The sequence below is a fragment of the Mycobacterium sp. NPDC003323 genome, from assembly GCF_053589535.1.
Map to the genome: position 1 here is coordinate 65,842 of NZ_JBSFSB010000014.1, position 21,307 is coordinate 87,148.

The following is a 21,307-nucleotide window of genomic DNA, read 5'->3' on the forward strand; positions in this document are numbered from 1 at the left end:
TCGCTTCGGCGCGCCTGCGGGGTTCCGGTGCCGCGTCGCCCTACCGTTCTGGATACGCGGAACTACTTGACATAACTATAAACCTATGGTTGAGGTTTAGGGTTTTGCGTAGCAGGACACTCTTACTCCAATGGGCAGGAAAGGCGACCGATGACCCCCCCGCATAACTACCTCGCCGTTATCAAGGTGGTCGGCATCGGCGGCGGCGGCGTCAACGCCGTCAACCGGATGATCGAGCACGGACTCAAGGGCGTTGAATTCATCGCCATCAACACCGATGCGCAGGCACTGTTGATGAGCGACGCCGACGTCAAACTCGATGTCGGTCGCGACTCCACCCGTGGGCTCGGCGCCGGCGCCGACCCCGAGGTCGGACGCAAGGCCGCCGAGGACGCCAAGGACGATATCGAGGAGCTGTTGCGCGGCGCCGACATGGTGTTCGTGACCGCGGGTGAGGGTGGCGGCACCGGCACCGGTGGTGCCCCGGTGGTCGCGACCATCGCCCGCAAGCTCGGCGCACTGACCGTCGGGGTGGTCACCCGGCCCTTCTCCTTCGAGGGCAAGCGCCGGTCGAACCAGGCCGAGAACGGCATCAATGCGCTGCGCGAGAGCTGCGACACCCTGATCGTCATCCCCAATGACCGGCTGTTGCAGATGGGCGATGCCGCCGTCTCGCTGATGGACGCCTTCCGCAGCGCCGACGAGGTGCTGCTCAACGGCGTGCAGGGCATCACCGACCTGATCACCACCCCGGGTCTGATCAACGTCGACTTCGCCGACGTCAAGGGCGTCATGAGCGGGGCGGGCACCGCGCTGATGGGTATCGGCTCGGCCCGCGGTGACGGCCGCGCGCTCAAGGCCGCCGAGATCGCCATCAACTCGCCGCTGCTGGAGGCCTCCATGGAGGGCGCGCAGGGCGTGCTGCTCTCGGTCGCCGGTGGCAGCGACCTCGGCCTGTTCGAGATCAACGAGGCCGCCTCGCTGGTGCAGGAGGCCGCGCATGCCGAGGCCAACATCATCTTCGGCACCGTGATCGACGATTCGCTGGGCGACGAGGTCCGGGTGACCGTGATCGCCGCCGGCTTCGACAGCACCGGCCCGAGCCGCAAGCCCGTTGTCGGCGAGGGCAATCCGACGGTGGCGTCGGGATCGGCCGGCAAGGTGCGCTCCAGCGTGTTCGAGCCCGCCGACGCGATGTCCGTCCCGGCGCACACCAACGGTGCGACCGTGAAGATCGGTGGCCCCGATGATGGGGGTATCTCCGACGATGACGTCGACGTGCCGCCGTTCATGCGCCACTGACGCGGGCGTGCCCGTTCGCGTTCGGCGGGTGACGACCACCCGCGCGGGGGGAGTGTCGGCACCGCCGTTCGACACCTTCAATCTCGGTGACCACGTCGGCGACGACCCGGCCGCGGTGGCGACCAATCGCCGCCGCCTGGCCGCCGCGCTCGGATTGGCCGAGGACGGCGTGGTGTGGATGAACCAGGTGCACTCGGATCGGGTCGCCGTGGTGGACGGCCCGCAGGAGGCGGCGCTGGACGCCACCGACGCGTTGGTGACCACCACCACCGGACTGGCGCTGGCCGTGGTCAGCGCCGACTGTGTCCCGGTGCTGCTGGCCGACGCACGCGCCGGGGTGATCGGCGCCGCGCACGCTGGCAGGGTGGGTGCGCAGCTCGGGATCGTGGAGCGCACCCTGGAGAAGATGGTGGAACTCGGCGCGTCGGTGGCCGATGTCTCGGTGCTGCTCGGGCCGGCGGTGAGCGGCCGGAATTACGAGGTGCCCGAGGAGATGGCCGCCGAGGTGGAGAAGACGCTGCCGGGGAGCCGCTGCCGGACCGCGCGCGGTACTGCCGGTCTCGACATCCGGGCCGGTCTGGTGGGTCAGCTCAAGCGACTGGGCGTGACGTCCATCGACGTCGACCCGCGTTGCACGGTCGAGGACACGAACCTGTTCAGCCACCGCCGCGACGCTCCCACCGGTCGCCTGGCCTCGCTGGTGTGGATGCAATGACCGAGACCCATCGTGATGTCGAACTCGCCGGGGCGTTGGCGGCGGTGCGGACCCGGCTGACCCGGGCCGCCGACGCGGCCGGCCGCAATGTGCGCGAGATCGAACTGTTGCCGATCACCAAGTTCTTTCCCGCCTCCGACGTGATCATCCTGCGCAGGCTGGGGTGCGCCGAGTTCGGTGAATCGCGCGAGCAGGAGGCCGCCCGCAAGGTTGCCGACGTCGCCGCGCAGTTCCCCGGTGATGAGATCCGCTGGCACATGGTGGGCCACATCCAGCGCAACAAGGCGCGTGCCGTTGCGCGGTGGGCCCATGCCGCTCACTCGGTCGACAGTGCCCGGTTGATCGCGGCGCTCGGTGGCGGTGCGGAGCAGGCGCTGACCGAGGGATTGCGCGCCGCCCCGCTGCGGGTCTATCTGCAGGTGAGTCTCGACGGCGACCCCGACCGCGGCGGCGTCGACATCGCCGACCCCGATCTGATCGACGAGCTCTGTGCCGCAACGCATGCCATCGATGCGCTCGACTTCGCCGGGTTGATGGGTATCCCGCCGCTGGACTGGGATGCCGAGGATGCGTTCGCGCGACTGGCGGCCGAACGGGACCGGGTGCAGCAGTCGTATCGGCACCGGTTGGGTCTGTCGGCCGGGATGTCCGGGGATATGGAGCTTGCCGTCAAACACGGATCCACCTGTGTGCGTGTCGGAACCGCGTTGATGGGGCAACGTCCTCTAACGTCACCCTGAGTAGTCACTCCAGTCACATCTTCATCACAGACAACACAGACAGAAGTCGTTAGAAGGGGCAGGCGATGAGCACTCTGCACAAGGTCAAGGCCTACTTCGGTATGGCGCCGATGGACGATTACGACGACGAGTACTACGACGACGAGCGCCCCGCCCGCGGCGGCTACCCGCGCCGCGGCACCGAAGACCGCTTCGAGGACGACGGCTACGGCCGCGACCCGCGCGATGCCCGCGGTTTCGAGGACCGGATGCCGCCGGCCCGTGAATATGACGACATCCCGGGCGCCTACCGCGGCGGCTACGCCGACGCCCCCCGGTTCGAGGGCCGGCTGCGCGCCCCGCGCCCCGAGTTCGACCGTCCCGCACCGCGTTTCGCCGCGCCGACCCGCGGTGCCAGCGCACTGGCCATGGAGCCGCGCCGGATGGCCGCACTGTTCGAGGAAGGCAGCCCGTTGGCCAAGATCACCACACTGCGCCCGAAGGACTACAGCGAGGCCCGCACCATCGGTGAGCGCTTCCGCGATGGCACCCCGGTGATCATGGACCTGGTATCGATGGACAACGCAGATGCCAAGCGTCTCGTCGACTTCGCCGCCGGACTGGCCTTCGCGCTGCGCGGTTCCTTCGACAAAGTGGCCACCAAGGTGTTCCTGCTGTCGCCGGCCGATATCGACGTCAGCGCCGAGGAACGCCGCCGCATCGCCGAGGCCGGCTTCTACGCCTACCAGTAGGGCGAGCCGCCGGGGACCGGTCCCTGTTCGGTACGACAGGTAGGCTGACGTGCAGGGGACGGGGTCCGTTCCGTCCCGCAGTATCGGTTTACCTGCCCTGCTCATCTGCCGTAGTGAGGTTCGGCTCCCTTGTCGATGGTCTTTCAAATCCTGGGTTTCGCGCTGTTCGTGTTCTGGCTGCTGCTCATCGCCCGGGTCGTGGTCGAGTTCATCCGCTCCTTCAGCCGGGACTGGCACCCGCGCGGGGCGACGGTGGTGATCCTGGAGGTCATCCTCACCGTCACCGATCCGCCGGTGAAACTGCTGCGCCGGCTCATCCCGCAGCTGACCATCGGCGCGGTGCGATTCGATCTGTCGATCATGGTGTTGCTGCTGGTCGCGTTCATCGGCATGCAGTTGGCATTCGGTGCCGCGGCCGGGAGCGCCTGAGCGGATCGGGGCCCCGCCGCGCGGCGTGGGAGATTGAAATTCGCTCTTAATTATGAGGCTCCTGTGCAACCGCCGGGTCAGCTGTGACAGGATGGACGCCAGTTACTTCTACCGACGCTTTACACTTTGAAACCGGTTGACGGTCCAGACTTCAAGGGGGCAGACAATGCCGCTCACTCCAGCCGACGTTCACAACGTCGCGTTCAGTAAGCCGCCGATTGGCAAGCGCGGCTACAACGAGGACGAGGTTGACGCCTTCCTCGACCTGGTCGAGAACGAGCTGACCAGGCTCATCGAGGAGAACGCCGACCTGCGCCAGCGGGTGTCCGAGCTCGACTCGGAGCTGGCCGGTGCGCGTGCCGGGGGTGGCGTCGCCGCCACGCAGACCATCCCGCCGTACCAGGCCCCGCAGCCGGAACCCGAGCCCGAGCCGGTGCAGCAGTCGGTGTACGAGGCGCCGGCCCCGCAGCCTGCGGACCCGGTCTCCGAGGACCATCACGTCCGCGCAGCCAAGGTGCTCAGCCTGGCCCAGGACACCGCCGATCGCCTCACCAGCACGGCCAAGGCCGAGTCCGACAAGCTGCTCGCCGACGCCCGCGCCCAGGCCGATGCCCTGGTCACCGAGGCGCGGCAGACCGCCGAGACGACCGTGGCCGACGCCCGCGCCAAGGCCGACGCGCTGCTGAGCGACGCACAGAACCGGTCGGAGACCCAGCTGCGCCAGGCCCAGGAGAAGGCCGACGCGCTGCAGGCCGATGCCGAGCGCAAGCATTCCGAGATCATGGGCACCATCAACCAGCAGCGGACCGTGCTGGAGGGTCGGCTGGAGCAGTTGCGCACGTTCGAGCGTGAGTACCGCACCCGGCTCAAGACCTACCTGGAGTCGCAGCTCGAGGAGCTGGGCCAGCGCGGCTCGGCGGCTCCGGTGGATTCCTCCGCGGGCAACGAGGGCGGCGGCTTCAACCAGTTCAACCGCGGCGGCAACTGATCGGGTCCGCGCTGGCATAGGCTCGATCAATGCTGATCATCGCGCTCGTCCTCGCCCTCGTCGGCCTAGCTGCCCTGGTGGCCGCGGTCGTGACCAGCAACGAGCTGATCGCCTGGGTGTGCATCGGTGCCAGCGTCATCGGCGTACTCCTGCTCATCGGCGACGCGCTGCGGTCCCGCCGCAGCGGTGTTGACCAGGACGCCGAACCCGATGACGAGAATGACGCGGACGGCGCCGGGAACCGAGAAGAGCTGGAATCCGTACAGGACTACCCGGAGGATGAGGCGACCGTGACCCAACCCGAGTCCGAGAACGAGAACGACACCGACAACGAGGCCGATACCGAGATTGCCGGCGTCACCGACGCCGACGACAAGGGCGAGGCCGGCGGCGCGGTCGAGATCTCGCCGGACCCCGAGGGGCCGGCGAAGAGCTAGCGTCGTCCGGTCGGGGTGGCCAGCAGTTCGCAGACCTCCTCATCGGTGGTCTGCGAGAAGTCCGCATAGGCTTGTCCGACCGCGCGGAACTGCGGTGGCGTCACCTCGCAGATGAGTTCGTCGGCCTCGACCTCGATATGGTGCAGATGGGCCGGTCCCACCGGGACAGCCACCGTCACCCGGGCCGCGCCCGCCGAACGCACCGCCCGCAGCGCCGCCAACATGCTGGCGCCCGTCGCGATCCCGTCGTCGACCAGGATGACCGCCTGGCCTGCGGGATCCGGAGGCGGTGCGCCGCGGCGATAGACATTCTCGCGGCGGGCCAACTCGGCGCACTCCCGGTCGATCGTGGCCTTCAGATCGGCATCACTGATCCGCTGGCTGTCGATCACGTCATCGTTGAGCACCACCCGACCGCCGGTGGTCAGGGCCCCCATCGCCAGTTCGGGCCACTGCGGCACGCCGAGCTTGCGCACCAGGAAAGCATCGAACGCGACACCCAGCGCGGTCGCGATCTCCCACGCGACGGGAACACCGCCGCGGGCCAGACCCAGCACCAACGTCGAGTCGGCACCGCCGGGCACTGCGAGCCGTTCGGCCAGTATCCGGCCGGCATCGCGGCGGTTCAGGAAGGGCGCGTCGTCACGCAGTCGGCTCATCACAGTCATCCCGATGGTGGGGAGTTTTCTCGGTACCGGGGTTGGGTACCCCTGCGCCCGTGAAATCACGCCATGATGAGCTCTCGGCATGAGCATCGAGTTCGACAGCATCGTCGAGCATCCGCTGGACGAGGTCTTCGCCTGGCACACCCGCCCCGGAGCGATGCGCCGCCTGGTGCCGCCATGGCAGCCGATGACCGTGGTCGCCGAAACCGAGTCGCTGGCCGACGGCCGGGCGGTGCTCGGCCTGCCCGGTGGGTTGCGCTGGGTGGCCCGCCACCAGGCCGCCGACTACGACCCGCCGCACCGGTTCGTCGACGCCCTCGACAGTGACGGTCCGCTGACGTGGCCGGTGCGCGTCGTGGGCACCTGGCGGCACACCCACGAGTTCGCCGCGGCACCCGGTAATGCCACCCGCGTGTACGACCGGGTCGACACGGTCGTCCCGGCGGCGGCGTTACGCCCGATGTTCGTCTACCGGCACACCCAGCTGGCGCAGGACCTGGCCGCACACCGCGAGGCCGGGCTGGCACCGATGGTGGTCGCGATCAGCGGGGCCTCCGGCCTGGTCGGTGACGCGCTGTCGGCCTTCCTGAGCACCGGCGGTCACCGCGTCATCCGGCTGGTGCGCCACCCAACCACCAAACCCGATGAGCGGCAGTGGGATCCACAGCGCCCGGCGGCCGATCTGCTGGTCGGTGTGGACGCGGTCGTGCACCTGGCGGGTGCCTCGATCGCCGGCCGGTTCACCGATGCGCATCGAGCGGCCATCCGGGACAGCCGAATCGGGCCCACGCGGGCGCTGGCCGAACTGGCCGCCGCAACCGTGGACGGACCGAAGACGTTCGTCTGCGCATCGGCGATCGGGTACTACGGATACGCACGCGGTGACTCGATGCTCACCGAGGACGCCACCCGCGGCGAGGGTTTCCTTGCCGATGTGGTCGCCGACTGGGAGGCCGCGACGGCGCCGGCGGCCGAGGGCGGAGTGCGGGTGGTCAACATCCGCACCGGTGTGGTGCAATCCGCCCGCGGTGGCACGCTGCGACTGATGCGTCCGCTGTTCTCGGCCGGATTGGGCGGGCGCCTCGGCAGTGGGAGGCAGTGGCTGGCCTGGATCGGCCTGGATGATCTGCTCGACGTCTACCTGCGTGCCCTGCACGACACGCGGCTGTCCGGGCCGGTCAATGCGGTGGCCCCGCAGCCCGTGCGCAACAGTGAGTACACGGCCGCACTCGGTCGGGTCCTGCACCGCCCGACGCTGCTCCCGGTGCCGTCCTTCGGCCCGAAACTACTGCTTGGAGAACAAGGTTCCCGCGAGCTGGCGCAGGCCGACCAGCGCGTGGTGCCCGCCAAGCTGGAGGGGGTGGGGCACCGTTTCCGGCGTCCGGAGGTCGGCGCCGCGCTGTCTCACGAATTGGGGCACGGCTGACGCTGGGCGTAGGCCAGGAAGCCCCGCACCAGCCGGCGGATCCGCGCCGCCGCGTCATCGTGCAATTGCGTAGTGGCCGAACGCAGATCATCGTGGTGCACGCCGACCAGACCGGCCTCGCCGGCCGTGCGGTCGTCATCGAGCCACAGTTCCAACAACGCCGGATCGATCTCGGGATGGAACTGCAGCCCGACGGCCCGGCCCAGCGCGAACGCCTGCGATGTGGTTGCGGTCCTGGCGATCTCGGTCGCGCCCGGCGGCAGGGTGAACCGGTCGAAATGCCATTCGAACCAGCGCCCGCCCGGTACGAGCTCCGCATCATCGGATTCGATCTCATACCAACCGATCTCGGGAGTGCTCGACCGGGTGACAGTGCCCCCGAAGGCCTGTGCCAGCAGTTGGCCGCCGAAGCACACACCCAGCGTCGGCACGCCGGCCGCGGCCGCGTCGTGCAGTAGCCGGGTCTCCGCGCCGACCCAGGTCGAGCTCAGCGCCTCGTCATACACCGGCCAACGTGCCCCCAGCGGGACGATCACGTCATAACGGGTCGGGTCGGGGAAGTCGACGGTGACGGCCGGGGTGCCGGTGCGCTCCGCTGGGACCACCTCGAAGGTCGCCACGTCGTACCCGGCGTCGACGAAGGCCTCGCCGAGCATCGCCTCGGTCGCGATGGGATCGTTGTAGAGAAACAGGACGGTCGGTGCCACCGCAGTGAATCTACCCGTCAGCGAGCGGGTCGGTAGCGCCGCTCCGGGCGTCCCGACCCGTACTGCAGACGGAGTTCGAGGACCCCGGTGCTCAGATAGTGTTCCAGGTAGCGGCGAGCGCTGACCCGGGATATCCCGACCAGATCGGCGCACTCGGCGGCCGACACCTCACCCGCACCCCGGACGGCATCGAGCACCAGACGTCCGGTCTCGGCGCCCAGGCCCTTCGGCAGCACCTCGGCGGTCTCGGGTGCGCCATGTCCACCGAAGAGGGCGTCGACCATCGTCTGGTCGACCCCGCCCTCGGCGGCCAGGGCGTCGGCGCGCGCGGCGAATCCCGACAGCTTGGCCTGCAACTGCGCGAACTCGAACGGCTTGATCAAGTAGTCCGCGGCGCCACCGTCCAGCGCCCCGCGAACGGTATCGAGTTCCCGGGCCGCGGTGATCATGATGACCCCGACGTGGTCTCCTCGGGCGCGCAGCCGGTGCAGCACCTCCAGGCCGGTCATGTCCGGCAGGTAGACGTCGAGCAGGATCAGCGCCGGCCGCAGCTCGGCCGCCGCGGTCAGGGCCTCGGAACCGTTGCGGGCCAACGCGACCGGGCGGAAGCCGTCGATCCGTTCGACGAACCGTCGGTGGATCTCGGCGACCATGAAATCGTCGTCGACGATCAGCACATCACGCATGTTCGTCGGCGTCATCCTTTCGCGTCGCTCAGTACGGACTCCGGCAGGCGGACGACGAAGGATGCACCGCCGCCGGGTGCGTCGGTGATCTCGGCGTGCCCGCCGTGCTGGGCGGTGACCAACCGGACCAGCGCCAGTCCGATACCGCGCTGCTCGGCGGGACCGCCCGCCGATTTCGAGGTCACCCCGCGGGCGAAGATCTCCTCCCGACGCGACTGCGGGACACCGGGTCCGGTGTCGGTGACCGAGATGAGCAGGCCCGCGGTGTCGTCGATGGCGACGCTGACGCCTGCCCGGGCCGATCCGACGGAGGCGTCCACGGCGTTGTCGATCAGATTGCCCAGCACGGTGATCACATCGGTGGCCAGCGCCGGTGGCAACGCCCGCAGATGGCTGTCGCCCTGTAGGGTCAGCGTCACGCCGCTCTCTGCGGCCAAGGATGTCTTGGCGATCAGCAGCGCGGCCACCGCCGGGTCGGAGACGCGCTGGGTCACGGCGTCATTGATCTCGGCGCGACGCCGGGTCAGGGTGCCGACCAGATCATGCACGGCATCGAATTCGCCGAGTTGCACCAGACCCGAGATGGTGTGCAGCTGGTTGGCGAACTCATGGGTCTGCGCCCGCAGCGTGTCGGTGACGCTGCGGTGCGAGGACAGTTGGGCCTGCAGCGCGGCGAGTTCGGTGCTGTCACGCATCGTGGTGACGGTACCGAAGCGGCGTCCGTGGCTGCGGGCGGCGCTGCGGTTGAGCGCGAGCACGTGCCGACGGGTGGCGATCACGACATCGTGTTCCCCCTCGCCGGAGCGCAGGAAGTCCACGACCGCAGGTTCCAGCCCGACATCGTCGACGCTTCTGCCGACGGCGTCGGCGCCGATGCCGAGCAGTCGTTGGGCACTGTCGTTGACGACGGTGATGATGCCGTCGGTGTTCACCGCGACCACGCCTTCACGGATGCTGTGCAGCAACGCTTCTCGATGGTCGGCCAGTCCGGCGATCTCGGCGACCTCGAGTCCGCGGGTGTGCCGATTGATGCGCCGGGACAGCAGCCAGGACGCACCCAGACCGAGTGCCGCGCCGAGGCCCAGATAGATCAGCAGGCGCTCGCCGGCACCGCCGAGCAGTTCCCACACCGACGGATAGCGCTCGCTGACCGAGGTGACCGCGAGTACCTCACCATCGGTCGACAGGATCGGCACCTGCCCGATCAGGCTGTGCGTGCCGTCGACATCGGCGTCACCGAACCAGGCGCGGCCCTCATCGGCGCGGCTCGGTCCCAGATCGGTGTGTACTCCGATGCGCGTGGGCTGCGAGGACGCGCGGACCGTGCCGTCGGGACCGAGGATCTCGGCGAGATCGGCACCGGACAGCGCGACCGCACGGTCGACCTCTGGAGCCAGGGTGCGGCCGGCGAATGGATCCGCGTAGCGCTCCTGCACGATTGGCGTGGACGCCATGTTCTCGGCCACGGCGATCATCCGCTGCCCGCGCACCTGGCGGAATTCACTGGTGGACTGGGCCACCGAGACTGCCGCGACGGCGACGAGAACGACGGCCACCACCAGCAGCTGGAAGGCCAGGAACTGGCCGGCCAGACTACGTCCGCGTTGCAGTCCGGCCAGCGCGGATCGGATCCGGCTCGCGGTGTTCTTAATGACCAAAACTTCCTTTACGTCCGAAAGAGTGACCTGGGTCACTGTGGGGAACAGTATTGCTGAGCATCACAAACGGTGAAGGGGATGAGGGTGCCTGGACTCGGACGACGTGCGCGGACGGCAGCGACGCTGCTGATGGCCGCGCTGCTTGCGGTCACGCTGGCAGGGTGCGGGGTGACCCGCGGCGATGATCCCGCGGGCATGCACCGCCTGCGCATGATGGTGCCCAACAGCCCCGGCGGCGGGTACGACCTCACGGCGCGCACGGCGGTCAAGATCATGGAGGACGACGATCTCACGGGTCGCGTCGAGGTGTTCAACGTGATCGGCGCCGGCGGCACCGTCGCGATGGCTCGGCTGATGAACGAGCGCGGCAACGGCGACCTGATGATGATGATGGGCCTCGGCGTGGTCGGCGCGGTCTACACCAACGAGTCCGATGCCCGGGTGTCGGAGGCGACCCCGCTGGCCCGCGTCGTGCAGGAGCAGGAAGGCATCCTGGTCCCCGCCGACTCACCGTTCAAGACCGTCGAGGATCTGGTCGCCGCGTGGAAGGCCGATCCGGCCAAGGTCACCGTCGGCGGTGGATCCTCGCCCGGCGGGCCGGATCACCTGTTCCCGATGGAGACCGCACGCGCCGTCGGTATCGATCCGAGGTCGGTCAACTTCATCACCTACGACGGCGGCGGCGACCTGCTGACGGCACTGCTGGGCAAGAAGATCGCGGTGGGCACGTCGGGTTTGGGGGAGTACGTCGACCAGATCGAGTCGGGCCAGGTGCGGGTGCTGGCGGTGTCCGGTGACGAGCGGATCGAGGGTATCGACGCGCCGACGCTGCGCGAGGCCGGTATCGATCTGACCTTCACCAACTGGCGTGGAGTGCTTGCGCCACCGGGGATCTCAGAGGAGGACCGGTCACGGTTGGTCACCCTGCTGGAGGAGTTGCACGCCACAGACGCCTGGAAGGAGGCTTTGGTGAAGAACGGCTGGACGGACGCGTTCGCCACCGGTCCGGAGTTCGAGCAGTTCCTGCGGGACCAGGACAACCGGGTGGCCACGACGTTGACCGAGCTGGGGCTGTTGTGAGCAGTCCCGAGCGCGGGAACGAACCCGCGAACAAGCCCGATTACGCGCAGTACGTGGTGGTGGCGGTGCTGGCCGTCGTCGGCGGATTCCTGATCTACACATCGCGCACCCTGCCCGACAGTTTCGCGAAGGTCGACCCCGTCGGTCCCGGGCTGTTCCCGATGATCATCGGTGTCGCGGCGGTGGTGCTGGCGGTGATCCTGGCGATCGCCATCCCGCGCGGCTCCCGCGGTGAGGCCGACGCCGGCGAGGACATCGACCCCGACATGCCCAGCGACTGGCGCACCGTCGGCATGCTGATCGCGCTGTTCGTCGGGATGATCCTGCTGGTGAATCCGCTCGGCTGGGTGATCACCAGCGCGCTGTTCTTCGCCGGTGCCGCAACGGTGCTCGGCAGCGCGCACTATGTGCGCAACCTCGCCATCGGCATCGTGTTGGCGCTGGCGAGCTTCTACGCGTTCTATTCAGGGCTCGGGATCCCGCTGCCCGCAGGCATCTTGGACGGGATTCTGTAGATGAACAACTTCGACTGGTTGTTGCAGGGGTTCGCCGAAGCGGCGACCCCGATGAACCTGCTGTACGCCGTCATCGGTGTGCTGCTGGGTACCGCGGTCGGCGTGCTGCCGGGTATCGGCCCGGCGATGACGGTGGCGCTGCTGCTGCCGATCACTTACAACGTCAGCCCCAGTGCGGCTTTCATCATGTTCGCCGGCATCTTCTACGGCGGTATGTACGGCGGGTCGACGACCTCGATCCTGTTGAACACCCCGGGGGAATCGTCGTCGGTGATCACCGCGATCGAGGGCAACCGGATGGCCAAGGCGGGGCGGGCCGCCCAGGCGCTGGCCACCGCGGCCATCGGCTCGTTCATCGCGGGCAGCATCGGTACCGCGCTGTTGGCGGCCTTCGCACCGACCATCTCGCGGTTCGCGGTGACACTCGGCGCGCCGTCTTACCTGGCGATCATGCTGTTCGCGTTGGTGGCGGTGACCGCGGTGCTCGGCTCGTCGAAGCTGCGCGGGGCGATCTCGCTGGTGCTGGGGTTGGCCATCGGCATCGTCGGCATCGACTTCATGACGGGTCAGACCCGTGCCACCTTCGGGATTCCGCAGCTGTCCGACGGTATCGACATCGTGGTCATCGCAGTCGCGATCTTCGCCCTGGGTGAAGCGCTGTGGGTTGCCGCGCACCTGCGTCGGCGGCCCGCCGATGTCATCCCGGTGGGACGGCCCTGGATGGGCCGCAGCGACTGGAAGCGGTCCTGGAAGCCCTGGTTGCGCGGTACCGCCTACGGTTTCCCGTTCGGCGCGTTGCCCGCCGGCGGCGCCGAGCTGCCGACATTCCTGAGCTATATCACCGAGAAGAAGCTGTCCAAGCATCCCGAGGAGTTCGGTAAGGGTGCCATCGAGGGTGTCGCGGGACCGGAGGCGGCCAACAATGCCTCGGCGGCAGGTACTTTGGTGCCGATGCTGTCGCTGGGTCTGCCGACGAATGCGACCGCCGCAGTCATGCTGACCGCGTTCGTGTCCTATGGGATCCAGCCGGGCCCGACGCTGTTCGAGAAGGAACCGCTGCTGATCTGGACGCTGATCGCCAGCCTGTTCATCGGCAACTTCCTGCTGCTGGCACTCAACCTGCCGCTCGCCCCGCTGTGGGCGAAGCTGCTGCGCACGCCGCGGCCGTATCTGTATGCGGGCATCCTGTTCTTCGCGGTGCTCGGTGCGTTGGCGGTGAATGTGCAGCCGCTGGATCTGGCGTTGCTGCTGATCTTCGGCCTGCTCGGACTGATGATGCGCCGATTCGGACTTCCGGTGCTGCCCTTGATCATCGGTGTCATCCTCGGCCCGCGCATCGAGCGGCAGCTGCGGCAGAGCCTGCAGCTCGGCGGTGGCGAATGGAGCAGCCTGTTCACCGAACCGGTGGCGATCGTCACCTATGTGTTGATGGCGCTGCTGCTGCTGGCACCGCTGGTGCTGCGGTTGATGAACCGCAGTGAGGAGAGTCTGTTGATCGTCGAGGACGACAAGGACCAGAAGACGAAGGCGGGCCAGCTGTGATTGTCATCGGGTACACCGCAGATCAATTCGGGCATGCGGCGCTGGAGCACGGGATCGTCGAGGCCAAGCGCCGCAACACCACGCTGCTGGTGATCAACTCGACATCGGGTGAGGCGTATGTGGATTCGCGTTTCGCGGGAGGTGCGGAGGTCAGCGATGTCCGCGGCCGGCTCGCCGAGTGCGGTGTCGAGTTCGAGCTCCGCCAGCCCGTCGGGGTCGACGCCGTGGACGAACTGCTGACCGCGATGGACCGCCCCGAGGCCGAGCTGTTGGTGGTGGGCATCCGCCATCGCAGCCCGGTGGGCAAGCTGCTGCTCGGCAGTGTCGCGCAGAAACTCATCCTGGAATGCGCGAAACCGGTGCTGGCGGTCAAGCCCTCCGAGTGACACGACGCTCACCCTGATTCCTCCTCGGGATAGTCCTCCCGTTTGAGGAGTTCTTCGGGGTGGAAGTGGTGGTTGATGGTGTCTTGGCCGGTGTCCATCAGCGGTGGTGGGTGCCAGTGCACGCGTCCGGTGGTGGGGTCGATGCGGGTGGTCCAGCCCAGTTCGGCGAGTTGGTTGTCGGGCCCGCAGCCCAGTCCGAGGGTGTCGGCGTCGGTGAGCCCGCCGTTAGCCCAGCTGGGGTCGGCGTGATGGGCCTGGCAGTGGTTGGCGCATTTCGTGCAGCCGGGTCGGGTGCAGCCGCGGTCGCGGTTGTACAGCAGTAGGCGTTGGGCCTTGGTGGCCAGGCGTTTGGTGCGGCCCATGTAGAGCGGTTCGGCGGTGTGTTGTCGATACACCACCAAATAGTGGTGGGCATGCTCGGCCAGCCGAATCAGGTCCGGCATCGGCATCAAGGTGCCGGTCCCGGTGACCGCGATCCCGGCCCCGGACTCCAACTCACCCAGCGTGGTCGACACCACGACGGTGACGGGGAGCCCGTTGTGCTGGCCCAGGCGCCCGGAGGCGAGGATCTCGCGTAGCACGGCTTTGAGGGCGTCGTGTTGGCGCTGGGCTTGGGTGCGGGTGTCGCGGTAGGCGGGGCCGGTCAGCGGCGGCAGCGATGGTGGCGGGGTGGCTGCGGCTGCGGCGGCGGCCTCGACCGCGTCGATCCGCTCGGCGAGCTCGTCGAAGGTGGTGGGCAGCGGTAGCTGTTCCCACACCGACGCCGGATCATCACACGGTGCGGGCGGTGAGGACGGTGGGTTGTGCGGCTCGGGTTGCGCCTCGGCATCGTTCTGCGGCGCCTGCGCTTCAGCGGCAGCCGTCTCTGCGTCCGCTTCCGCGTCGGATGCGGGAGTTGCCTGCGCTTCCGACTCGGCTTCGGCGTCGCTCGCCGGCGGTGCCGGTTCAGTGCCCGGCGCTGCCGGCTCGTCAGCTTCAGCCTCCGGCTCCGGCTCGGGGTTGGCCGGTGAGTCCGGGTCCTCGGGATTGTTGACCCCGGGACGGGCCCAGGTGTCATTCACCGTACCCAGATAGGCCGCCAGCTCCGGATCCACCCAGCCGGTGATCCGGGTCAACCCGTCGGCATCCTGCTGACCGATGCTGATACCGCGCTTGTGGCGCACGATATCGGGGCCCGAGCCATTCTGATTCATCAGATACAGCGCGGACACCGCGGTGGCGTGCACCGTCTCGGGCGGGCTGCTCTGGGCCAGCGGCATCAGGATGGCCTCCAACTCCGCACATTCGGCGGCATCGACATACTTGGCCGCCAGGCGCACCGCCTCGGCGATCACCGCCACATGACCCTCACCGATAGCCCCCTGCGCCAACGCCTGGGCGCACAACCCCAACGCCGGCTCCAGCGTCTGCCCGGTGATCGACTGCCTGGGGGCCAGTTCTTCGGCGCGGCGCACCCGGCGCGCGGCCTCGCGCCCGGACAGTCGCATCCGGGTGCCCAGCACATCGGCCCAGTTCTTGCCGCCGATCTCATGCGCGCTCGCCCGCGCCATCAACGCCGCCAGGATCCGGTGATCGACCGCCTCATCCTGGCGGGCGCGTTCCTCGCGTTCGGACTGCAACGCCAACAACTCGGCGGTGTCGAACACCGAGAAATCAGCATCCAACAACGCCTTCACCGACGCGGCACGATCACAGACCGCGGCGGCCACCGCGTCCCGAGACTGCACCACATCCGACTTCATGACCCGAACATACGTACGACCACCGACAAACCAGGCCGGAATGTGACACGAGATGCCAACGGGGCCAGAGAAATTCGTGTCGCTCGAATGTCGCTCGCCAAGCGGGACAATCCAGCAGCAGCCGGTCCTTCACGCGATAGGTGGGCCGCGCCCGTCGGCAGGCGTCTAGTGTTCGATTGCGTACCCGCCGGCCCCAGCCAGGAGAAGCCTCGATGACCGACACCGATCTGGTCCACGCCACCGCGACCGCGGGGGCATCCATCGAACAGGCAGTCGCCGTCTTCATGCTGCACCCCGAGACCTATCAGGCAAGCGTGGCCAACGGATACCAGAACCCGTTGGCCGGGTATGTCGCCGGTCGCGGTGGCGTGCTCGGTGATGTCACCGGCGCGACCGTCGCCGCGGTGTTCGCGGTATTCGAACCCACCGGCCTCGCGACCATGTGGGACGAGGGTGTCGCCGTGCGCGGCGCCGCCGGCGCCGCCGAGGTGTACTGGGACCAGGCCGCCGATTTCGGGCGCAAGTACCTCGCCGACGCCCACGGTCTGGAACGCATCGCCGAGTTGGGGGAGAAGCTCATCGCGGCGGCGCCGACCGCGGCCTCTCCGTTGTTCACGGGGTGGCGCACGATGCCGCTGGCCGAGGACGCCCCGGCCCGCGTCCTGCAGGTCATGTTCGTGCTGCGCGAACTGCGCGCCGGACTGCATTTCAACGCACTCAGCCTCAGCGATGTCACGCCGATCGAGGCGCACATGCTCAACAAGGGGCCGCAATACGCGGCGATGTTCGGCTGGCCGAAACCGTTCCCCGACGGCGCGGACAAGAAGGACCGCTATGACGAGGCGGAGCAGATGACCAATCGGCGGATGGCCGAACTCGTGCGCGCCGCCCTGGATCCCGCGGAGGCCGAGGAACTGGCCGAGCTCTGCACAGCGGCGCTGGCCACGCTCAAGGCCAATGTGCCCGGCTGATCACAGACGTTCGCGCAGGAATCCCAACAGCCGCCGGCCGACGGCGGAGGCCGCCGTCGGCCCCCACGCCAGCGCGATATCGCGCCGAAATCCGGCCGGACTCAAGGCGACCTCCGCGGTGCCGCCGGCGATGCGGCCGTCATGCGGAAGCAGCGCGACGCCCAGTCCGCGGCCGATCAGCTCGCGGATGGTCGCGAACTCCGTGATCTCCACCGTCACCGCTGGATCGAATCCGGCTGACCTGCACCATTGTTCGGTGAGCTGTCGCAAGTTGTAACTCGCGGGATTGGCGATGAAGGTTTCGTCACGCAACTCCGTCAAGCGAATCCGGCGGCGCGTGCCGAGTCGGTGCCCGGCCGGCAGCACGGCCTGGATCGTCTGTTGGCCGACCACGGTGTGCGGCAGATCGCGGGGCGCGGGAATCAGCACGGCGACGTCCAACTCGCCAGACCGCAGGTCGGCGGCAAGCTGTGAGCCGTGCGCCTGTTTGATCTGCAGTCGGATCCCCGGCACCCGGCGATGAAACTCCGAGATCAGCGTCGGCAACGTGCCCGAGCCCATGGTCAACGGGAATCCGAAGCGCACGACACCGTGTTCGGCGTCGGCCTCACCGGCGATCGATTCCACCGAGAAATCCAACGCGCGCAACGGATCCCTGATCCGATCGGCCAACCGCGTCGCCGCAGACGTCAGGCGTACCGTTCTGCCCTCCTGCACGACAAGTGGCACACCGAGGGTCTTCTCCAGCGCATGGATACGTCGGCTCATCGACGACTGGGGGATTCCCAGCCGCTCGGAGGCCCGGGTCATGTGTCCGTCACAGGCAGCGAGCACGTCGAGTGCCCGCAACTGTGGTGCCAGCAGCGCTGACCATTCATTCATTACTGGATTATATCTGCCCGAACATTCATTGGACGGATCGATATGTGATGCCGATCCTGAAGTCATGGACAGCGTCGACACCCGGCCCACCGTTGACATCGCACTGATAGGCGGCGGCATCATGTCCGCAACGCTGGGTGCGATGCTCTCGATGCTGCAACCGGATTGGCGCATCATTCTCTTGGAACGAGCGGCGGATGTCGCGACCGAGAGCAGCCAGGCATGGAACAACGCGGGTACCGGTCATTCCGGGTATTGCGAACTGAATTACATGCCTGACCCTGCCGACGGCACCACCGCGGCCGCCATCGCGGCGCAGTTCCGGACGTCCCGACGCTGGTGGTCGCACCTTGTCGAGACGGGCCTGCTCGACGACGGCTTCATCAGCGCCGCACCGCACATGGATGTGGTGTTCGGAGAACGCAGTATCGCCTATCTGCGATCCCGATTCGAAACCCTGCGGGTCATGCCCGCGTTCGCCGATCTGCACTATTCCGAGGACCCGGTGACGATCACCGGATGGGCACCACTGGTGATGCAGGGTCGCGACCGCTCCCAGCGGATCGCCGCCACCTGGCATCCGGCCGGCACCGATATCGACTTCGGTGCCCTGACCCACGGTCTGGTGCGCATCATGGCCCGCAGTGGTGCTGCCATCCAGACCGACCACGAGGTGCGCACGCTACGCCGCAACTCCGATGGCAGCTGGCGGGTGGCCGGGAACCGATTCGACCTCAACGCAACCCGGGTGTTCGTCGGTGCCGGCGGCAACGCGCTGCGCCTGTTACAGCGGGCCGGACTGCCCGAGGTCCGCGGCTACGGCGTGCTACCGGTCGGCGCGGCGTTCCTGTGCTGCTCCGCCCCGGAGGTCGTCGCACGCCACGATGCCAAGGTCTACGGCCAGGCGCCGACCGGCGCACCTCCGATGTCGGTGCCGCACTTGGACAGACGCCTCGTCGACGGTCAGGCCCACCTGATGTTCGGGCCCTACGCGACCTTCAGCACCAAACTGCTCAAGCACGGCAGCGTGACGGACTTCTTCGCCACCGTGCACCGCTACAACGTGCGCGCCGTGACCACCGCCGCGCTGCGGAACATGCCACTGGTGCGGTACCTGATCGGCCAACTGCTGACCTCGCGCAAACGAAAACTGGCCCACCTGACCCGTTACTACCCCGACGCGGACGGTGCGGACTGGGAACTGATCCCGGCGGGTCAACGCGCCCAACTCGTGAATCCGGACGGGGTTCTCACGTCCGGTACCGAGCTCATCGTCTCGGCCGACCGCACCATCGCCGGCCTGTTGGGCGCCTCACCCGGAGCATCGACAGCGGTTCCCATCATGATCGAGCTACTGCAACGCTGTTTCCCGGACCGGTGGGAGTCATCGTGGCGTCACCGCGCGGAGTTCGCGGTTCTGGCATCCTGAGGACATGACCGGTCCGCAGTCCTTTCCGTCGTCACCCGACCCGGGCAGCTTCGGTCCGCCGCCCGGCAGCCAGCCGCCGCAGTATCCGCCCCCGCCGCCGCCTGGCGCCTATTACGACCCGATGGCGCCCTACGGTCGACATCCGATGACCGGCGAACCGTATTCGGACAAGTCCAAGGTGATCGCAGGGCTGTTGCAGCTGCTCGGATTGTTCGGCTTCGTGGGCATCGGGCGCATCTATATCGGGCAGACCGGCCTGGGCATCGCCCAGCTGATCGTGGGCTTCGTGACGTGCTTCATCGGTGCGGTCATCTGGGGCATCATCGACGCGATCCTCATCCTGACCGACCGCGTGCGTGATGCGCACGGCCGACCGCTGCGCGATGGCACCTAGCGGCACCGCTACCCGCTGGGGTGTCGTCGGCGCCGGCGTCGGCCTGGCCGGCGCCCTGGCGTATATCGGTCTCGGCGATCCGCACCGGCCCGGCTTCTTCCCGGCCTGTCCGTTCAAGGCGCTGACCGGGCTGGAATGCCCGGCCTGCGGCGGACTGCGGATGACCCACGATGTGCTGAACGCCGATCTGGCCGCGGCGGTCACCGACAACGTCTTTCTGCTGTTCGGCATCCCGACGCTACTGGTGTGGCTCGCCATCCGGTGGCGCCGTGGTCGCACGCTGATGCCGATGGCCGCCACGGTCACGGTGATCCTGGCTCTGGTGGCATGGACGGTGGTGCGGAACTGGCCGGGCTTCCCGCTGGTGCCCACGATTGCCGTCGGGTAGCGAAAACCCCCGCTCGTCGTCCTGCCGAATCGTCATCTGAATCGATCAGGACTATGCTCAGCAGACGTGAGTAGACGCGGAAAGATCGTCTGTACCCTTGGCCCGGCAACTGCCACCGATGAAACGGTCCGCGACCTGGTCGAGGCCGGCATGGATGTGGCTCGGCTGAACTTCAGCCACGGCGAGCACTCCGATCACGAGGAGTCCTACCGGCGTGTGCGCGCGGCATCGGATGCCACCGGCCGTGCCGTCGGTATCCTCGCTGACCTGCAGGGACCCAAGATCCGGCTGGGCCGGTTTGCCACCGGGGCCACGTTGTGGCAGACCGGGGAGACGGTCCGGATCACCGTCGACGACTTCATGGGTACCCACGACCGGGTGTCCACCACCTACAAACAGCTCGCCGTCGACGCGGCGCCGGGCGACCGCCTGCTCGTCGATGACGGCAACGTCGGGCTGGTCGTCGAGCACATCGACGGCAACGATGTCGTGTGCCAGGTCACCGAGGGCGGCCGGGTCAGCAACAACAAGGGTCTGTCGCTGCCCGGGATGAACGTCTCGGTGCCCGCGCTGAGCGAGAAGGACATCGCCGATCTGGAGTTCGCCCTGCGCCTCGGGGTCGACCTGGTCGCGCTGTCGTTCGTCCGCTCGCCGGCCGATATCGAGCTGGTACACGAGGTGATGGACCGTGTCGGTCGCCGGGTCCCGGTGATCGCCAAGCTGGAGAAGCCCGAGGCCGTCGAGAATCTCGAGGCGATCGTGCTGGCCTTCGATGCCATCATGGTGGCCCGCGGCGACCTGGGTGTGGAACTGCCCCTGGAAGAGGTGCCGCTGGTGCAGAAGCGGGCCATCCAGATGGCTCGCGAGAACGCCAAGCCCGTCATCGTCGCCACCCAGATGCTGGAGTCGATGATCGAGAACTCCCGGCCCACCCGGGCCGAGGCCTCCGACGTCGCCAACGCCGTGCTCGACGGTGCCGATGCGGTGATGCTCTCCGGTGAGACCTCGGTGGGCAAGTACGCGCTGGAGGCGGTGCGCACCATGGCGCGCATCGTCTCGGCCGTGGAGTCCAACTCCACCGAGGCGCCGCCGCTGACCCACGTCCCGCGCACCAAGCGTGGCGTCATCTCCTATGCCGCCCGTGATATCGGTGAGCGGCTGGAGGCCAAGGCGCTGGTCGCGTTCACCCAGTCCGGCGACACCGTGCGGCGGCTGGCCCGGCTGCACACCCCGCTACCGCTGCTGGCGTTCACCGCGCTGCCCGAGGTGCGCAGTCAGCTCGCGCTGACGTGGGGCACCGAGACGTTCATCGTGCCGCACATGCAGACCACGGACGGCATGATCCGCCAGGTCGATCAGGCGCTGCTGGATCTAGGCCGCTACAAGCGCGGCGACCTGGTGGTCATCGTCGCAGGTGCGCCCCCGGGCACAGTAGGCTCGACCAACCTGATCCACGTGCACCGGATCGGCGAGGACGACCACTAGGGGGACCAG

The 21,307-nt window shown here is 68.1% G+C and carries 23 protein-coding genes; 17 read left to right on the forward strand and 6 right to left on the reverse strand.

Features of this window, described 5'->3' with window-relative positions; all coding sequences use genetic code 11:
- Window positions 1–150 precede the first annotated feature (150 nt).
- The 7 genes from ftsZ to ACWDUN_RS24030 all read left to right on the forward strand — a co-directional run bounded on the left by ftsZ (window position 151) and on the right by ACWDUN_RS24030 (window position 5,342).
- Complete coding sequence (gene ftsZ, locus ACWDUN_RS24000) at window positions 151–1,302, forward strand: cell division protein FtsZ (RefSeq protein ID WP_449932553.1); 1,152 nt, start codon at window positions 151–153, stop codon at window positions 1,300–1,302.
- Window positions 1,303–1,309: 7 nt separating this feature from the next.
- The gene (pgeF, locus tag ACWDUN_RS24005) at window positions 1,310–2,017 is read left to right on the forward strand and encodes a peptidoglycan editing factor PgeF (RefSeq protein WP_449932554.1); all 708 of its coding nucleotides are present in this window, start codon (window positions 1,310–1,312) and stop codon (window positions 2,015–2,017) included.
- On the forward strand, window positions 2,014–2,757 hold the full coding sequence (locus ACWDUN_RS24010; RefSeq protein WP_449932556.1) for a YggS family pyridoxal phosphate-dependent enzyme: 744 nt from the start codon (window positions 2,014–2,016) through the stop codon (window positions 2,755–2,757). Before pgeF ends, ACWDUN_RS24010 begins: the two co-directional genes overlap by 4 nt.
- 65 nt (window positions 2,758–2,822) lie before the next feature.
- Window positions 2,823–3,488, forward strand: coding sequence for a cell division protein SepF (locus tag ACWDUN_RS24015; protein WP_449932557.1), 666 nt, complete (start codon window positions 2,823–2,825; stop codon window positions 3,486–3,488).
- 129 nt (window positions 3,489–3,617) lie between these two features.
- The gene (locus ACWDUN_RS24020; RefSeq protein WP_449932559.1) at window positions 3,618–3,917 is read left to right on the forward strand and encodes a YggT family protein; all 300 of its coding nucleotides are present in this window, start codon (window positions 3,618–3,620) and stop codon (window positions 3,915–3,917) included.
- Between the two features lie 166 nt (window positions 3,918–4,083).
- Entirely contained in the window at window positions 4,084–4,905 is an 822-nt protein-coding gene (gene wag31 / locus ACWDUN_RS24025; RefSeq protein ID WP_449932561.1) for a DivIVA-like cell division protein Wag31, read from the forward strand.
- A gap of 29 nt (window positions 4,906–4,934) precedes the next feature.
- Entirely contained in the window at window positions 4,935–5,342 is a 408-nt protein-coding gene (locus ACWDUN_RS24030; RefSeq protein ID WP_449932563.1) for a hypothetical protein, read from the forward strand.
- Here ACWDUN_RS24030 and ACWDUN_RS24035 read toward each other — a convergent pair.
- Window positions 5,339–6,001: a phosphoribosyltransferase gene (locus tag ACWDUN_RS24035; RefSeq protein ID WP_449932564.1), complete on the reverse strand. Its 663-nt coding sequence runs from the start codon at window positions 5,999–6,001 to the stop codon at window positions 5,339–5,341. The genes ACWDUN_RS24030 and ACWDUN_RS24035 overlap by 4 nt on opposite strands.
- An 88-nt stretch (window positions 6,002–6,089) precedes the next feature.
- On the opposite strand from ACWDUN_RS24035, the gene ACWDUN_RS24040 reads away from it, so the two are divergent.
- Entirely contained in the window at window positions 6,090–7,433 is a 1,344-nt protein-coding gene (locus ACWDUN_RS24040; RefSeq protein WP_449932566.1) for a TIGR01777 family oxidoreductase, read from the forward strand.
- Here the strand turns inward: ACWDUN_RS24040 and ACWDUN_RS24045 are convergent.
- Genes ACWDUN_RS24045 through ACWDUN_RS24055 form a run of 3 tightly spaced genes read right to left on the reverse strand, consistent with a single transcriptional unit; the run spans window position 7,412 to window position 10,484 of the window.
- A complete protein-coding gene (locus ACWDUN_RS24045; RefSeq protein ID WP_449932568.1) occupies window positions 7,412–8,140 on the reverse strand; it encodes a type 1 glutamine amidotransferase in 729 nt (242 codons plus the stop codon). The genes ACWDUN_RS24040 and ACWDUN_RS24045 overlap by 22 nt on opposite strands.
- A gap of 17 nt (window positions 8,141–8,157) precedes the next feature.
- Window positions 8,158–8,826: a response regulator gene (locus tag ACWDUN_RS24050; RefSeq protein WP_449932627.1), complete on the reverse strand. Its 669-nt coding sequence runs from the start codon at window positions 8,824–8,826 to the stop codon at window positions 8,158–8,160.
- A gap of 11 nt (window positions 8,827–8,837) precedes the next feature.
- The gene (locus tag ACWDUN_RS24055; protein ID WP_449932629.1) at window positions 8,838–10,484 is read right to left on the reverse strand and encodes an ATP-binding protein; all 1,647 of its coding nucleotides are present in this window, start codon (window positions 10,482–10,484) and stop codon (window positions 8,838–8,840) included.
- 78 nt (window positions 10,485–10,562) lie between these two features.
- Here ACWDUN_RS24055 and ACWDUN_RS24060 point away from each other — a divergent pair, with 78 nt between their 5' ends.
- From ACWDUN_RS24060 to ACWDUN_RS24075, 4 genes are read left to right on the forward strand one after another with little or no spacing between them, the layout of a single operon-like run.
- On the forward strand, window positions 10,563–11,564 hold the full coding sequence (locus tag ACWDUN_RS24060) for a Bug family tripartite tricarboxylate transporter substrate binding protein (RefSeq protein ID WP_449932570.1): 1,002 nt from the start codon (window positions 10,563–10,565) through the stop codon (window positions 11,562–11,564).
- Window positions 11,561–12,079, forward strand: a complete 519-nt coding sequence (locus ACWDUN_RS24065; RefSeq protein WP_449932572.1) for a tripartite tricarboxylate transporter TctB family protein — start codon at window positions 11,561–11,563, stop codon at window positions 12,077–12,079. The genes ACWDUN_RS24060 and ACWDUN_RS24065 overlap by 4 nt, the downstream gene beginning before the upstream one ends.
- A complete protein-coding gene (locus ACWDUN_RS24070; RefSeq protein WP_449932574.1) occupies window positions 12,080–13,621 on the forward strand; it encodes a tripartite tricarboxylate transporter permease in 1,542 nt (513 codons plus the stop codon).
- Window positions 13,618–14,007 carry a universal stress protein gene (locus ACWDUN_RS24075; protein ID WP_449932575.1) on the forward strand — a complete coding sequence of 130 codons (390 nt, stop codon included), beginning with the start codon at window positions 13,618–13,620 and terminating at the stop codon, window positions 14,005–14,007. The genes ACWDUN_RS24070 and ACWDUN_RS24075 overlap by 4 nt, the downstream gene beginning before the upstream one ends.
- A gap of 8 nt (window positions 14,008–14,015) precedes the next feature.
- Here ACWDUN_RS24075 and ACWDUN_RS24080 read toward each other — a convergent pair whose 3' ends face one another.
- Complete coding sequence (locus ACWDUN_RS24080; RefSeq protein WP_449932577.1) at window positions 14,016–15,749, reverse strand: DUF222 domain-containing protein; 1,734 nt, start codon at window positions 15,747–15,749, stop codon at window positions 14,016–14,018.
- A gap of 212 nt (window positions 15,750–15,961) precedes the next feature.
- Between ACWDUN_RS24080 and ACWDUN_RS24085 the strand changes: the two genes are divergently transcribed.
- On the forward strand, window positions 15,962–16,720 hold the full coding sequence (locus ACWDUN_RS24085; protein ID WP_449932579.1) for an SCO6745 family protein: 759 nt from the start codon (window positions 15,962–15,964) through the stop codon (window positions 16,718–16,720).
- Here ACWDUN_RS24085 and ACWDUN_RS24090 read toward each other — a convergent pair whose 3' ends face one another.
- Complete coding sequence (locus ACWDUN_RS24090; RefSeq protein WP_449932580.1) at window positions 16,721–17,602, reverse strand: LysR substrate-binding domain-containing protein; 882 nt, start codon at window positions 17,600–17,602, stop codon at window positions 16,721–16,723. It lies immediately after the preceding gene.
- 64 nt (window positions 17,603–17,666) lie between these two features.
- Here ACWDUN_RS24090 and mqo point away from each other — a divergent pair, with 64 nt between their 5' ends.
- The 4 genes from mqo to pyk all read left to right on the forward strand — a co-directional run bounded on the left by mqo (window position 17,667) and on the right by pyk (window position 21,298).
- A complete protein-coding gene (gene mqo / locus ACWDUN_RS24095) occupies window positions 17,667–19,031 on the forward strand; it encodes a malate dehydrogenase (quinone) (RefSeq protein ID WP_449932582.1) in 1,365 nt (454 codons plus the stop codon).
- Between the two features lie 4 nt (window positions 19,032–19,035).
- Window positions 19,036–19,425, forward strand: a complete 390-nt coding sequence (locus ACWDUN_RS24100) for an NINE protein (protein ID WP_449932584.1) — start codon at window positions 19,036–19,038, stop codon at window positions 19,423–19,425.
- Window positions 19,415–19,813, forward strand: a complete 399-nt coding sequence (locus ACWDUN_RS24105; RefSeq protein ID WP_449932586.1) for a DUF2752 domain-containing protein — start codon at window positions 19,415–19,417, stop codon at window positions 19,811–19,813. The genes ACWDUN_RS24100 and ACWDUN_RS24105 overlap by 11 nt, the downstream gene beginning before the upstream one ends.
- A 66-nt stretch (window positions 19,814–19,879) precedes the next feature.
- Window positions 19,880–21,298, forward strand: a complete 1,419-nt coding sequence (gene pyk / locus ACWDUN_RS24110) for a pyruvate kinase (RefSeq protein WP_449932587.1) — start codon at window positions 19,880–19,882, stop codon at window positions 21,296–21,298.
- The last annotated feature ends 9 nt before the right edge of the window (window positions 21,299–21,307 follow it).